The 13,847-nt window shown below is 63.6% G+C and carries 11 protein-coding genes; 4 read left to right on the top strand and 7 right to left on the bottom strand.

The window, feature by feature from the left end; all coding sequences use genetic code 11:
• Positions 1-6: 6 nt before the first annotated feature.
• The gene (locus tag QRN59_RS03645) at positions 7-999 is read right to left on the bottom strand and encodes a trypsin-like serine peptidase (RefSeq protein ID WP_284981148.1); all 993 of its coding nucleotides are present in this window, start codon (positions 997-999) and stop codon (positions 7-9) included.
• Between the two features lie 210 nt (positions 1,000-1,209).
• Here QRN59_RS03645 and QRN59_RS03640 point away from each other — a divergent pair, with 210 nt between their 5' ends.
• Positions 1,210-3,429: an NADP-dependent isocitrate dehydrogenase gene (locus QRN59_RS03640; RefSeq protein ID WP_284981147.1), complete on the top strand. Its 2,220-nt coding sequence runs from the start codon at positions 1,210-1,212 to the stop codon at positions 3,427-3,429.
• Between the two features lie 194 nt (positions 3,430-3,623).
• Here QRN59_RS03640 and QRN59_RS03635 read toward each other — a convergent pair whose 3' ends face one another.
• Together QRN59_RS03635 and QRN59_RS03630 are read right to left on the bottom strand one after the other, a co-directional pair.
• Positions 3,624-4,733, bottom strand: a complete 1,110-nt coding sequence (locus tag QRN59_RS03635) for an FAD-dependent oxidoreductase (protein WP_284981317.1) — start codon at positions 4,731-4,733, stop codon at positions 3,624-3,626.
• Between the two features lie 60 nt (positions 4,734-4,793).
• Positions 4,794-4,997, bottom strand: a complete 204-nt coding sequence (locus QRN59_RS03630; RefSeq protein WP_284981146.1) for a hypothetical protein — start codon at positions 4,995-4,997, stop codon at positions 4,794-4,796.
• A 38-nt stretch (positions 4,998-5,035) separates the two neighbouring features.
• Between QRN59_RS03630 and QRN59_RS03625 the strand changes: the two genes are divergently transcribed.
• The gene (locus QRN59_RS03625) at positions 5,036-5,350 is read left to right on the top strand and encodes an HAD hydrolase-like protein (protein ID WP_284981145.1); all 315 of its coding nucleotides are present in this window, start codon (positions 5,036-5,038) and stop codon (positions 5,348-5,350) included.
• A complete protein-coding gene (locus QRN59_RS03620) occupies positions 5,347-5,793 on the top strand; it encodes a DoxX family protein (protein WP_284981144.1) in 447 nt (148 codons plus the stop codon). The genes QRN59_RS03625 and QRN59_RS03620 overlap by 4 nt, the downstream gene beginning before the upstream one ends.
• Positions 5,794-5,799: 6 nt before the next feature.
• Here the strand turns inward: QRN59_RS03620 and QRN59_RS03615 are convergent, their stop codons facing one another.
• Together QRN59_RS03615 and QRN59_RS03610 are read right to left on the bottom strand one after the other, a co-directional pair.
• Positions 5,800-6,414, bottom strand: a complete 615-nt coding sequence (locus QRN59_RS03615) for a uracil-DNA glycosylase family protein (RefSeq protein WP_502871019.1) — start codon at positions 6,412-6,414, stop codon at positions 5,800-5,802.
• Between the two features lie 785 nt (positions 6,415-7,199).
• Positions 7,200-8,609, bottom strand: a complete 1,410-nt coding sequence (locus QRN59_RS03610) for a DUF3100 domain-containing protein (protein ID WP_284981143.1) — start codon at positions 8,607-8,609, stop codon at positions 7,200-7,202.
• A gap of 208 nt (positions 8,610-8,817) precedes the next feature.
• Between QRN59_RS03610 and QRN59_RS03605 the strand changes: the two genes are divergently transcribed.
• Positions 8,818-10,293, top strand: a complete 1,476-nt coding sequence (locus tag QRN59_RS03605; RefSeq protein WP_284981142.1) for a chlorohydrolase family protein — start codon at positions 8,818-8,820, stop codon at positions 10,291-10,293.
• Between the two features lie 136 nt (positions 10,294-10,429).
• On the opposite strand, the gene QRN59_RS03600 is transcribed toward QRN59_RS03605, so the two are convergent.
• Both QRN59_RS03600 and QRN59_RS03595 read right to left on the bottom strand, forming a co-directional pair.
• Entirely contained in the window at positions 10,430-11,647 is a 1,218-nt protein-coding gene (locus tag QRN59_RS03600) for a DUF320 domain-containing protein (RefSeq protein WP_284981141.1), read from the bottom strand.
• Between the two features lie 1,074 nt (positions 11,648-12,721).
• Positions 12,722-13,792 (bottom strand): Gfo/Idh/MocA family protein, encoded by a 1,071-nt coding sequence (locus QRN59_RS03595; protein ID WP_284981140.1) that lies wholly within the window; start codon positions 13,790-13,792, stop codon positions 12,722-12,724.
• Between the last annotated feature and the right edge of the window lie 55 nt (positions 13,793-13,847).

The following is a 13,847-nucleotide window of genomic DNA, read 5'->3' as shown; positions in this document are numbered from 1 at the left end:
GAGGACTTAGGATGTGGACGCTGACTCGTAGGCTTCCCGGATGACGGAGCCCCAATAAGGCCCGTAGATCACGGCCGGGCCGCCGGGGTAGCCGTAGCTCGTAATGGAGTTTTGGTAGGAATCCCGGCCGGAGTCGACCATCCACGGTCCGCCCGATGATCCGCCGGTCATATCGCAGGGAATGCCCTGCGCCTTGAACTGTGGATTGATGGGATCCTTGGTGGCGTCACCCGAACAGCTCTTCAGCGATTGTCCGTCGAACGGCGGGGCGGCAGGGTAGCCAAAGGCTTGGTAGCTGAGTCCCCGGTCCTGGTTGAACTCTACGCCGGACGCGCCGACGACGTCTGCCAAGTGCTTGCCGTTCACCGTGGCAGTGACTGCGAAGCCTGTGTCATAGCGGATGTCGCCCGCGGTGCGCCACTGGGGTGTGGTGTAGAGGGCTTTGGCAGGCCAGATTCCGAAAGGAGCCTTGCCGTTGAGATAAGCCGGAACGAAAACGAAGTTCCGGACGAATGCTCCAGGACCCTCATTGACACAGTGGCCCGCGGTCGCCACGGTGCTGTCGTTATCCGACACGACGACGTTGCCGGAGCAGACGTAGGCGAAGGCACCCATAGTGAAGAAGACCTTGCCGACGTGGTCAATGGGGTCTTCGTCTTGATGCAGGCTCGCGCTGCCGCCCTTGGCGCTGGCGATTTTCACTGGCGGGCCGGTTTCGACCGTGCCGCCGGCGGTGCTGGAGGCGCCACCTCGTGCGAGGGCAATACCAGCGAGGACATCGCCAGGGATTGCTGCTTGCATCCGTTCGGGAGTCCAGTACCCCGTGGGGTCGGTGTTTGTTGTCGCCAGGCTGACGAGCTGCTGCGTCCCAGGCGCTGCAAAGCTCGAAACCGCAGTGAAAGGCGTTGCGGCTGCCGCCCCTCCAGCGGCACAGAGGGTCAAAACGGCGGAGGTAAGGAGGCTCAGGAGACCAGTGATGGGGAGTGATTTCTTTGTCATGATTGTCCTGCCAATCGTTTGGCGGCCACGTGTCGTCGGCCACAGTTTGACCCAATGAACCTACTCCGATTTGGCGCGGAGGTACATAAGGTCCGGCGGGGTATGACGTTGCACAGCTCGCTCGGAGCCGTCCCAGTACGCGCCAATCCGGCCCCCTCAGGTAAGTTAGAGATGTTGAAATCTGCAGACTTTCAGGGAGATGCCCCACCAATGGCAAAGATTATCTATACCCACACTGACGAAGCGCCGATGCTGGCGACGTACTCACTCCTGCCGATTGTGGAAGCTTTCGCCTCGACGGCGGGCGTGGAGGTCGAGACCCGCGACATTTCGCTGGCCGGCCGAATCATCGCCGTCTTCGGTGACTACCTGACTGAAGAGCAGCGGATCAGTGACGCGCTGGCCGAACTGGGTGAACTGGCAAAGAAACCCGAAGCCAACATCATCAAGCTCCCCAACATCAGCGCATCCGTCCCGCAGCTGAAGGCAGTCATTGCCGAACTGCAGGGCAAGGGCTATGCGCTTCCGGACTACCCGGACAACCCCTCCTCTGACGAAGAGACGGACATCAGGTCGCGTTACGACAAGATCAAGGGCTCGGCCGTGAACCCGGTCCTGCGTGAAGGCAACTCCGACCGCCGCGCGCCCCTGTCGGTGAAAAACTACGCCCGCCAGAATCCGCACTCCATGGGTGCCTGGAGCGCCGACTCCAAGACCAACGTTGCGCACATGACGGCGGACGACTTCCGCTCCAACGAGAAGTCCGTGGTCATTCCCGCGGATGACACCATCAAGATCCAGATTGTCCGCGAAGACGGCACCGTCAAGGTCCTCAAGCCGGCCTTCCCCGTCCTCGCTGGTGAAGTAGTGGACGGCACCGTGCTGCGCGCCGCGGCATTGGACGAGTTCCTGGCTGCCCAGGTGGTCCGCGCCAAGGAAGAAGGCGTGCTGTTCTCGGCACACCTGAAGGCCACCATGATGAAGGTCTCCGACCCGGTCATCTTCGGCCACGTCGTCAAGGCGTACTTCTCCGAGCTCTTCGACACCTACGGCAAGCAGATCGCTGCTGCCGGCCTGAGCGCCAACAACGGCCTCGCTTCCATCCTCAAAGGCCTCGATGAACTCCCGGAGGACGTCCGCGAAGGCATCAAGGCAGCCATCAAGAAGGGTCTGGCAGACGGCCCGGCACTGGCCATGGTCGACTCTGACAAGGGCATCACCAACCTCCACGTTCCCAGCGACATCATTGTCGACGCTTCGATGCCGGCAATGATCCGCAGCTCCGGCCACATGTGGGGACCGGACGGCAAGGAAGCCGATACCCTCGCGGTCATCCCCGACAGCTGCTACGCAGATGTGTACCAAGTGGTCATCGATGACTGCCGTGCCCACGGCGCCTTCGATCCCACCACCATGGGTACGGTTCCGAACGTCGGCCTGATGGCACAAGCGGCTGAGGAATACGGCAGCCACAACAAGACCTTCGAGGTTGAGTACGACGGAACCATGCAGGTTGTGGATTCCTCCGGAACCGTGCTGATCGAACACCAGGTCTCCCCGGGCGACATCTGGCGCGCCTGCCAGACCAAGGACGTGCCGATCCGCGACTGGGTCAAGCTGGCCGTTACCCGTGCCCGCGCCTCCAAGATGCCGGCCGTCTTCTGGCTCGACGAAACCCGCGCCCACGACGCCCAGCTGATCGCCAAGGTCAAGGAATACCTGAAGGACCACGACACCGAGGGCCTGCAGATCGAAATCATGTCCCCGGAGAAGGCCACCGCGTTCACGCTGGAGCGGATCCGCAAGGGTGAAGACACCATCTCGGTGACCGGAAACGTGTTGCGTGACTACCTCACCGACCTGTTCCCGATCCTCGAACTTGGCACGAGCGCCAAGATGCTCTCCGTGGTCCCGCTGATCAACGGCGGCGGCCTCTTCGAGACCGGTGCCGGCGGCTCGGCCCCGAAGCACGTCCAGCAGCTCCTGCAGGAAAACCACTTGCGCTGGGACAGCCTGGGCGAGTTCCTTGCGCTGGCGGTTAGCTTCGAACACCTCGCCACCACCACGGGCAACGCCCGGGCCCAGGTCCTCGCCGACACGCTGGACCGTGCCACGGGCACGTTCCTCCTGGACAACAAGTCCCCGAAGCGCCGTGTGGGCGAACTCGACAACCGAGGCAGCCACTACTACCTCGCCAAGTACTGGGCGCAGGAACTGGCCCAACAGACCGACGACGCCGAACTCGCCGCGGCGTTCTCCGCCGTTGCCGGAGCCCTGACGTCCAACGAGGAAACCATCATCGCCGAGCTGCTCGCAGTCCAGGGTTCGCCTGCCGACATCGGCGGCTACTACCGCCCCGATGCCGCAAAGGCAGAGGCCGTGATGCGTCCCTCCGCAAAGTTCAACGAGGTTGTCGCCAACCTGAACTAGGCACCCCGCCCCACCCCAACTAGCCCCACCGCCACCCTCGCCTCGCAAGTCCCCGCCGGCTCCCAGGCTTCGCAAGCTCAGCCAGGGACCCTCGCCGGTGGGGCCCCACGGCCAGGGAACCCTGGCGGCGTGGGCCCTCGCAGTTGTTGTCGTTTTGAGAGCTCAGAACGACAACAACTGCGAGTCAGTTGTATTTAAGCGCGGCTTCGGGCGGAGTAGCGGCGCGGCGCGTCGATCCCGTCGACAAGATCGGCAAGCACGCGGCCGATAGCCGGGGTGAACTTGAATCCGTGCCCGGAGAACCCGGCCCCGACCACGAGCGGTCCAAAACGGTCGAGCACGAAGTCTTCGTTGGCCGTGCTCGTGTAGGTGCAGCTGATGGGAGCCGCCGATTCGGCGTCGACCCCTGGCAGCCATTCACGGGCGTAGCGGCGGAGGGCCTCCAGCTGGACCGGCTCAGGTTGGAACGTGCGGGCATCAGGATCGGTGACCGGTCCTACGCCGTGCCACCCCGCCTTGACCCCTTCGCCCGGCGTGAGCATCCCATAGACGGGGCTGTACCAATAGTCGTCACGGGGATCGCCGGGGTCCGGTGCGTGGTTGAAGCTCGGCCAGAGCTGGGAATCATCGATGGGCGTGAAATGGGCAGGTTGCTCCTGGGTGACCACCAAACGGGGGAGTGGCACCTGCGCCCCGACAAGCTTGCTGGTCCAGGCGCCCGCCGTGATGACTACCCGGCGCGCGGTGATCTCTTGTGAGTCGGTGACGACGACGGCGCGATCCTCGCCGAGGACGCGGATGTCGCGAGCAGGTGTGGAATACGAGAAGCGGGCACCGTGTGCCTCGGCCGATGTGCGCAGCGCCCTGAGGGCCTCGACCGCCCGGACCCGGCCCGATTCCGGCACGAAGAGAACATCGCTTCGGAACGCCATGCCTGGCCAACGCTCTGAAGCTTCCTTGGCGGAGATGAAATGGCTTGCGATACCCCGCTCAACATGGGCGGAGCGGACTTCCCGAAGCCGGGCGACATTTCCGTGGTTGGCCAGACCCACAAGATCCAACAATTGCGTTTCGGTCTCGTCAGCGAGCCCATCCCAGAGGTCCCTCGCTTCGCTGACTAGGGCAAGATAGTCGTCCACCGCATATGCCGTATTGAAGTTGCGCGTTGCGCCGTGCGACGCGCCCACATGGTGCCCCTCCGCAAACTGCTCAAGGAGGAGCACTGATCTCCCTCTGAGTGCGAGCTGCCACGCCGCAGCTGATCCCATTGCGCCTCCGCCGACTACGACGACGTCAACATCCATCCCGGATTCACCCACCCTGTCCGGGCCTCCCAGCGAGGCCCACTGCAGTTTCCATTCTGCCTAAGCGGCCAGCTTCCGGCGGACACAGGCCGAGAACTGGTCCACCACCAGCGCGTGGAGGCCGACGACGGCGGCAACGGCCACCGCCGTCGCGATCCATTGCAGGGGCTGCTTCGGGCGGCCCGGAAAGGACCGGCCGCTCAAGGTGGTCCCACGGGGGTCCGGAAAAATGCGGGAGGTGCCCACAACGGTTTCATTGGACACGCTGCCCCCACGCGGTCCGGAGCGTAAAGCGCGTCCAAGTGGGCGGCGTCGACCTCGGACGACGGCAGGTCGAAGGCCACCGCGCCGTCGAGTTGACGGGAGTGATCGACGTCCGCGAAGTGCTGGCTGCAGGCGACACCATGAACGACCTCAAAGCGGCCAGGAACGTGGGAGTGACGGCGGTCGGTGTCCTCACAGGAAAACTGGGACGGGGGAACTCTCCGCACACCCGCACGATCACATCCGGGCGGGGGTCAAAGATATTCCGGCCCTGCTGGCTTGATTCACAACGGCCGGATGACAAGGCGGCCGTTTTGAGCTCTGCCGTCGGCATGGAAGATTGGACCGGGTGAAATTCCTCCTTCCTTCGCAGACATCGTCCTCGCGTGGCATCGCCTTTCTGAGGATCGTGTTCGGCGGCCTTTTGCTGCTGCACGGAGTCCAGAAGCTGCTCGCAGGGCAGCCCGCGTTCGAGGCAACCATCGCTGCCATGGGTGTTCAAAAAGCGGAGCTGATGTCCTGGCTCGTCATCTGGGGCGAAACCGGACTGGGCGCACTTTTGGTGCTCGGCGCCCTGACCAGGGTGGCTGGTTTCCTGGCAGCCCTTATGTACGCCGGGATCTGGTTTGTCACCGAATCGGGCAAGCCCCTGTTGAGCGATAGTCCCGGAATCAACGCTGAGCTGCTCATTCTGTATATCGCGTTGGCGTTGGCGTTTGCCTTCATCGGTTCGGGGGCGGTTTCGCTGGATCGGAAACTGTTTGCCGGGAAGCCGGCCCGGAAGTCGCGGCGCTAGCCGCCCCTAGCGCCGACCGGCCTGGAGACCCGCGCGGGCCATGGCGTCCGCGTAGGAGCGGCCCATTTCGATGAGCCATTCGGTCTGGCGTTCCTTGGACCCGGCGAAGGCGCGCCCGTGCAGCGAACGGGCCTTGTAGACCTTCAAGCCGCGGCGCCAGATCAGCTGGTTGTCAGTCTTGAGGAGCATCTGCGCCAGGCGGTTGGCTTCCGTTCCGTGGGCGACGATCGCCGAGGCGCGTGGAACGAGTTTGAGGAAAGCGAGGAGCGGCTTGAGGCCTGCGGCGATCTGCTCGGGAGTCAGCTTTCCATTCGCCTCGCCCGGAGTGAACCACGGGTGGGTGTTCCACGGCATCATCCATTCCGGGCGCAGGCCGAGCTGGAACTGCAGGCCCAGTAGCCGGGTGGCAGCGGCGTCGTCGCCGGCCCAGACAACGCCCCGCGAGGAGGCCTCGCTGTTGTTGGAAAACAGGGTGACAATCCGGCAGTCCTCCACCGAGTGCATCGGATCCACATAGGGGACTTCGAAGCCCGGGCGGAGCTTGCGGAGGAACTCCACATGCTGGTTCACCGGTGCGATGTGCGGGGCGAAGAAGGGGCTGTCCGGTACCGGTGGAGTCACGGCTTCTTCGGCGGAAGCCTCTGCGGGGCTTGCCGGTTCGACGACGGTCGGTTCGACGGCGGTCGGTTCGACGGCGGTCGGTTCGACGGCGGTTACCGTCGGCGTGTTTTCGACGGCGGGAGCGGCCGCAGGTTCCACCTTGCGGGTGATCACCGGGCTGGCCTTGGGCATCGAAATTGAGGAAGCCTTCTTGGGTGTGGCCGCCTTTACGGCAGCGGCCTTCGGAGCGTCTCTCCTGGCCGGAATCTTCTTTTCGGCCTTGGCAGGGGCGTCCAGGTCATCCTCGTCCTCGTCGTCGAACAAACCATCGAAGAGCTTGTCGAGTTCGTCGTAGCCGCTGCCGTAGTCGTCGTCGAGCTCGGGCCCGCGCCCGAAACCTTCCTCGTACCGCGAGTCCAGTGCGCTGCGGTAATCCTCGTCGTGTACCTCGAAAAAGTCCGGTTCGGCCAATGCGGTCATGAGAGCAGGGGTCTCCTGGGGTCGGGCAGGGGCCGGTACCGGGGCGCGTGGGGGCACGTCCGTTCCGGGCCAGTTGATGGGGGGCTCTCCGGGGGGCCGGTTGAGCCTTTAGATCTTAGCAAGCCACAGGCGGTCTAGTGTCCTTCCGCTGTTCACCTGACACGGTATGTCGCGCAGCCCCGGGGAATGAAGGAGCCGCGATGCGTCGAACATCACCCGTATGTGCCGCCGAGGGCGGGAGCAGAGACGCGAAAAGGCGGGCGGAATGGACGGAAAGTGTCCATTCAACCCGCCCTTGTTCGGCGTCGGTTGTTCAGTGCCCCAGTTCAGACATGGATGACGAATTGCGCAAGTGCTGCGGCTGCCACGAAACTTGCGGAGAACGTGATTGTCGCCACAATCACCGTGCGCCAGTTCAGGGTCTTCAGCGCGTTGATGTCGCGCCCCACGTTCATGCCGAGCAGGGCGATCGAGCCAAGGCCCACGTAGAGCGGGTCAAGGTTGTGGGTGAACGAGCCGATCATGCCGCTGAAAGGCAGGATCGGAGCCGTTGCCAAGGTGGCGAGCGCAAGGACCCATACGCTTGACGGCACGGCGGGCACGTACTTGGCGAGTACGAATGCCAGTGCGGTAAGGAGGCCAAGGATCACCACGCCAATGACATCGTTGACACTGATGGACTTGGTGCCCAACGCGTTGAGAACCACGCCCGCGGCGATGCTTGCAACGAAAGCGATGATCCATGTTGAAGGCTTCGTGCGCACCTCCGGGTCCTGTAGCACGGCCGCAACGTCCACCTTGGTTCGGTCCTGTGGCCGTCGCGGGTCCGTGGCAACGGCGTTCCCGTTGCGGTCAAGGCGCTTGCCCTCGTCATCGCGGCGGAAGAGGCGCGCCCAGAACTTGTAGAGCCGCAAGGACATCGGCAACGAAAGGAAGGCCCCGGCGTAGAAGCCCACAAGGTTCGTCACCAGATTCGACAGAGCCGCCAGCGCCATGATCTCCGGTGCCTGCCCCGGATAAAGGATTGACAGGGCCGCCACGCCGCCAAGCATCATGGATCCCGAGCCGAGGCCCAGGCCCAGGGCCAGTGCAAGCGGGTCGAAGATGCCCATCCCGCCGAGCAGTCCGGCCAGCAGGGAGATGAAGACTGCACCGAAAACGCTGCCCAGAAGCCACACGGAGAACACGCCGCGGTAGACCGGGGATTTCACGCCAAAGCGTTGCAATGCGTAGGCCAAGTAGGATTCGCGGTCGATTGCCCAAGTGGCACCGATCGCCGTGCGGCCCATGCCCAGCGCGACGCCGACCGGCAGGGCGATGATGACCGTTCCGAAGATGTGGCCTACCTCCTGGAGCAGGATGGCCGGGCCGAGGGAGGTCAGCTTGGCGAAAGAAGGTCCCACCTGGGTGCCGAGGGCCCCCAGGAACATGACGATGCTGACGTTTAGCAATACCGAGGCCACGGCACGGCTTTGGCCGGACATGGGGCGCACCTTCTGGACGCCGATGATGGCGCCCATCAGCACCGCCCACAAGACGGGCATGAGCACGATAGCGGCGTTGCCCAGAGGAATCTTGTGCGTTCCGGCCAGGATGGCGACGGCACAGACCGCGGTGGACAGCAGGATCATCGATCCCCATTGCCGTGCGGTCGGGGTGAAGAGGCGGGCAGGTCCGTGATCGACATTGACTACGGGCGTATCCACCTCCGGAGTGGTTGTGGATTGGTTCTTCATTGTTGTGCACCCTTCGTGTGCTGCAGAGGCGAAGGACGAAGCCGTCCACGCCCTTTGGTATACCAAAGATGGTAAGGTGGATCACATCGCAATGCAAGACATGTCACAAAACCGCTCGAAATCCTGTAACTGAAGGCGCCCGTACGCTCGGCCAACTTCGAACTTGATCTGCGGCTATTTGACCTGGGATACCAAACTTGGAGGGTTTATGATCACTCAGCTTTCTGCCCGGTACGTCCTTGGCTATGACGGGAGCGGGCACGTGATGCACACGGATGGGCACGTCGTGATGCGGGAGGACGAGATCGTCTATGTCGGTACCGACTACAAGGGGCCTGTGGACGAACGCCGGGACTTTGGACAGAGCCTCATCGCACCCGGCCTCATCGATCTTGATGCCCTGACGGACATTGATCACATGATCTTCGACTCCTGGCCTACAGAGGAGATCGCTGCGGGCTTGCAATGGTCTGAGGACTACTTCCACAACCGCCGCCGCGATGTCTTCACCGCGGCGCAGCGCCAGAGCGTGCGCAAGTTCGCCCTGGCGCAGCTGGCCTTGCACGGTGTGACCACCTACATGCCGATCGCCTCGGAGATCCACAGTTCATGGGCTGAAACCTTCGAAGAACTCAAAGGAATGGCACAGTCCAGCATCGAGCTTGGCCTGCGCGGATTCCTGGGCCCCGCGTACCGCTCGGGGATCAACGTCACCGACGACGACGGCCAACGCGTGATCCTCTTCGACGAGGTGGAGGGACGCAAAGGATTCGCCGACGCCGCACGGTTCCTGGACTTCGCCGACGAGCTAGGACACCCGTTGCTTACCGGTGTCCTGCTGCCGTGCCGAATCGAGACACTTTCAGACGAACTGATGCGCCAGACTGCCCAGCTGGCCACCGAACGCAACGCACTGGTCCGCCTCCATTGCCTCCAGGGGGCGAATGAAGACGGGTTCCTCGTCAAGCTCACGGGGCGCACTGTCCTCGAACAGCTTGCCGATTCCGGCCTGCTGGACGCGCGGCTCCTTATCCCGCATGGGGTTGTCATCGACGGCACCGACCCGTCGTCCAGCGCAGAGGGCAGGCCGTTGGATGTGCTCGCCCGGCATGACGTCAGCATCATCCACTGCCCACTGACGTCGTTCCACTACTCAGGCATGCTCAAGTCCTTTGATGCCTTCGCGGCCGCCGGGGTCAACATGTGCTTGGGAACGGATTCTTTCCCGCCGGACCTGATCAAGGGCATCGACGTCGGCACGCACCTGGCCCGCATCGCGGAGGGCCGCCGGGACGCCGGCACGGTGTCGGCGTTCTTCGACGCTGCCACCCTGGGTGGTGCTAGGGCATTGGGCCGCGACGACCTAGGACGCCTGTGTCCGGGCGCGCAAGCGGACATCATGGTCGCCTCACTGGGTGACTTCCGTGACGGGGTCGTGGAAGATCCATTGCGCACGCTGATCCTCAACGGCTCGGCACGCAATGTCACCGATACGTACGTTGCGGGCCGCCCTGTGGTTGTTGACGGCTCATTCCCAGGCATCGAACTGGATGAACTGCGCGCTGAGGGTCAGCAGCTTTTTGGACAGATGGTGGAAGCCTACGGCGAACGTGACTACCGGCGGCGCAACGCCTCCGAGCTGTTTCCCCCGGTCTATGGCCCGGCGGCGGTAGAGATCCGGTGACACTGCGGTGTAGCGCACTGTAGGAGTCGGAATTCCCCGATGGTTCCACCCATGAGCTCCTCCGCGGGGCTGCTTGCCCTGCGGAGGAGCCGGGAACGGGCTACATCCAGTGCGGTGGAGCAGCCCGAGCTGGTGACTATGCGGGAACGGTTGCCCGGATCTTCCGGCTACCCACCATCACGATGAGTCCAAGCAGCAGCAGGGCTGCCGCGAACAGCAACCACAGGCCATTGATGCCAGTGCTTGCGAGAACGGCGGTTCCAGCCCCGACAGTAACCGCATCGGGAACCGAGGCCGCATTGGCCTGTGCAGCCGTTCCCGACGCAATGGCCGACGGCGTCTCAACCGAAGGAGAGGCCGCAGCCGGATCGACAAAACCCTGAGAACCGACCGGCTGGTTCACGACGGGCGCGGTGACTGTCGACGGGTTCTCGCCGCCGGAAGGCAGACCCAAACCTACCAATGCGGCCCCAACAGTGATCGGAAGACCCACGGGGGCGGTGAGGCCGGTGCCCGAGAGGATGCCGGTAGCAGCAGTCGGCGTTGTGCTGAGGACGTTGACGGAGGTGTCACCGACGGTTGCCAGTCCGGTTACCGGTGCCGTGACGCCGGTGCCTCCGCTGGTGTCTGTCGGCGTTGTGCTGAGGACGTTGACGGAGGTGTCACCCACGGTGACAGGAGCGGTTACCGGTGCCGTGACGCCGGTGCCTCCGCTGGTGTCTGTCGGCGTTGTGCTGAGGACGTTGACGGAGGTGTCACCGACGGTTGCCAGTCCGGTTACCGGTGCCGTGACGCCGGTGCCTCCGCTGGTGTCTGTCGGCGTTGTGCTGAGGACGTTGACGGAGGTGTCACCGACGGTTGCCAGTCCGGTTACCGGTGCCGTGACGCCGGTGCCTCCGCTGGTGTCTGTCGGCGTTGTGCTGAGGACGTTGACGGAGGTGTCACCCACGGTGACAGGAGCGGTGACGGGAGCCGTCGCCTGGGTGCCTGAGGCTGTTCCAGGGGTGGAATTGTTCAGAACTGCCAGTGAGGTGGCTCCGATATTAACAGGGACCGATATCGGAGCCACCACCTGGGTTCCGGACGGGACGGCTGCTCCGCCGGAATTGGTCGCCGGGGCCGGAGCCGGGGCGGGTGCAGGGGTGGTGGTCGCGGCGCCCGAATCTCCAAGTATTGAGAGCGACGTCGACCCGAGGGTCACCGGAATAGACACCGGTGCAACGACTTGAGTGCCTGAGGCATTGCCTAACGCACTTGTAGTGGTGTCTGCCGCGTTCGCGGCAGTTGCGCCGAGGGCTATCAACCCCCCGGCAAAGAGGGTGCCAAGCAGCCCCTTGCGAATCATGCTGTGCATTGTGTCTTTCTCCTGAACGAGTAGTTCCCGAAGGCGTCCGCAGGAGCCTGCGTGTACGCCCTGATTGGCCATCTGCCGCCGTCCAGGATTGGCTTCCGGGAAAGCGGCGGGGCTCGGAACTAGTCAGGGGAAGAACCCGGGTCAAACGACACCGGAGCCGGAACTCTGCCGGCAGCACCTGTGGACACGAGGGTCCCAGTCAAGGGGTAAAACAGGTTCGTGCCTTGGAGCCACGCAGTAGCAGCTCCCGAAGGATTGCTGGAAAGGACTGCAGAGCTATTTCCGGCGTCGCTGCCGCCTGGTGTACCCGGCGGGAATGTCCCGTCGGACAAGGGCGCTGAAGGATCGTTGGAACCGCTAGCCCGGACTATTGACTTCGAAGGTGTCCCATTCAGTCCCGGCGGGCCACTGGGGCCAGCGAGGCTGAGCAGCGGGGCCGCGACATCCTGAGCCGGCGTCGAGGGGACTCCAGCAACGGGCTCAACAGCAGCGGGTCCCCCTGCAAGAGCTTCGCCCGTTCCGACGATATCGGGGATTTGGATGGAAGGGACAGTTATCTCTGGGGTGGTGGCTGGGAGGCTGCCAACCAAGGAACCAACGCTTGACCGAACCCCGTCAACCGCGCTCGCTGCCGGCGATACAACGCTGGTAGTCACGGCACCAACGGTCCCCTCAGGGAGGGCTACGCTGACCACGGGCGCGCTGGCTACAAGTTGGTCGACGCTCCTTGTCGCCCGGGGAAGTTCGTGCACAACGACAGCCGGCACCTGTACCGCTGGTAGATGGACCTCGTTGTGCACCACCTTCGAGACTGCGGAGCCCGCGCCGCCCAGAAGGGTGTGGTTGTTCGTGCTTCCGGAATCAGCGGTTGCTGCCGTGGAAGAGAGGGCCATCCAAATGACAGCTCCGGCGCCAGCGAGCATGATGGAGCGGAGAATATGAAGAACGCGCGACTTACTTTGCTCAGCTTCCATCTCGACACCCCCCAGCGTCAGCTTGGATCGACGATCGCTCCCATCCTAGGCCTCACTAGTTAACTAGTCCATACGTTGGACGATGGATTCGTCATTCAGTTCAGCGGGCGTCGTTGGCGTACCGGACTCCGAGCTGGGACCGCACCCCGTCGAAGAGGCGCATCGTGTTCAATGAATCGTCCAAGGGCATCACAGGACTTTCGGTCAGTCCTTGTTGGACACATCGTGTAACCTCACGCAGTTCGTAGGTGTAGCCGATCCCTATCGCGTCAAAGCGTTCGATTCGCGGTTCGTCCCAGCCGGTTCGGATCAGAAGCTCGCGGGGATTGTTGATCGACCCCTGCGTCTGGAGGAAGCCCTTGGAGCCTGCAACGGACGCCGAGCGCGGCCCATGGGCCAGCAACGAAGAGGTCAGCTGGGCGATGGCACCGCCGTCGTAAGCCAGCGTGAGCGCATTCTGCGAGTCGACGCCGTCGTCCGTCAAAGTGCCGATCGCGCTGACCGACTGCGGGAAACCGAGGGTTCCCAAAGGCCAGAGCAGCGCGTACACCGTGAGGTCTAGAAGGGCTCCGCCGCCGTCCGCCGGGGCCCAGATCCGGGCCGAGGGGTTGTAGGGGGCGGGGAAACCAAGGTCGGCGCTGACCCATTTGATGTCGCCCAGTTCGCCCGACGCGGCAATGGCGAAGGCCCTCTGCATGCTGGGCAGGAATCGACTCCATACGGCTTCCATGAGGAACAATTTCCGTTCCCGGGCCAACGAGACCAGCTCTGCCGCTTCACGGCCGTTGATGGTCAAGGATTTCTCGCACAGAACGTGCTTGCCAGCATTGAGGGCGTCCCTGACGATCTCGAAGTGCTGGGCGTGCGGAGTGGCCACGTAGACCACATGGACGGCGTCATCGGCGAGCAGCCGCTGGTAGCCGGGCACTCCGCCGTCGTCCCCGTAGGACTTCGTGACCCCGTGAGCGGCAGCAAAGGCATCCGCGGATTCCTGGCTCCGGGAACTCACAGCGTAGAGGTTTGCGTCCTCGAGCTGGGCGAGGTCGCCGCTCACGGTTTTAGCGATCCCTCCTGTGGCGATAATGCCCCAGTTCAGAGCCTTGCCGGTGGCTGCGCGGGGATCCTGGTTCGGCTGGCTGAACAACCACGGCTTGGCGATATGCAGACTCATGGGGCCTATCCTCTCATTCCGCCGCAGGCGTTATACAGCACACGCTCAAGTCACG

It is taken from the genome of Arthrobacter sp. efr-133-TYG-118, assembly GCF_030209755.1.
Classification (GTDB): Bacteria; Actinomycetota; Actinomycetes; order Actinomycetales; family Micrococcaceae; genus Arthrobacter.
Note: the sequence above shows the minus strand (reverse complement) of the source record. Positions and strands in the feature narration are given on the sequence as shown.

Bases quoted from the DNA above. Each gene is read 5' to 3' on its own strand.
- QRN59_RS03645 (WP_284981148.1), bottom strand. From the start codon at position 999: ATGACAAAGAAATCACTCCCCATCACTGGTCTCCTGAGCCTCCTTACC.
- QRN59_RS03640 (WP_284981147.1), top strand. From the start codon at position 1,210: ATGGCAAAGATTATCTATACCCACACTGACGAAGCGCCGATGCTGGCG.
- QRN59_RS03635 (WP_284981317.1), bottom strand. From the start codon at position 4,733: ATGGATGTTGACGTCGTCGTAGTCGGCGGAGGCGCAATGGGATCAGCT.
- QRN59_RS03610 (WP_284981143.1), bottom strand. From the start codon at position 8,609: ATGAAGAACCAATCCACAACCACTCCGGAGGTGGATACGCCCGTAGTC.
- QRN59_RS03605 (WP_284981142.1), top strand. From the start codon at position 8,818: ATGATCACTCAGCTTTCTGCCCGGTACGTCCTTGGCTATGACGGGAGC.
- QRN59_RS03600 (WP_284981141.1), bottom strand. From the start codon at position 11,647: ATGCACAGCATGATTCGCAAGGGGCTGCTTGGCACCCTCTTTGCCGGG.
- QRN59_RS03595 (WP_284981140.1), bottom strand. From the start codon at position 13,792: ATGAGTCTGCATATCGCCAAGCCGTGGTTGTTCAGCCAGCCGAACCAG.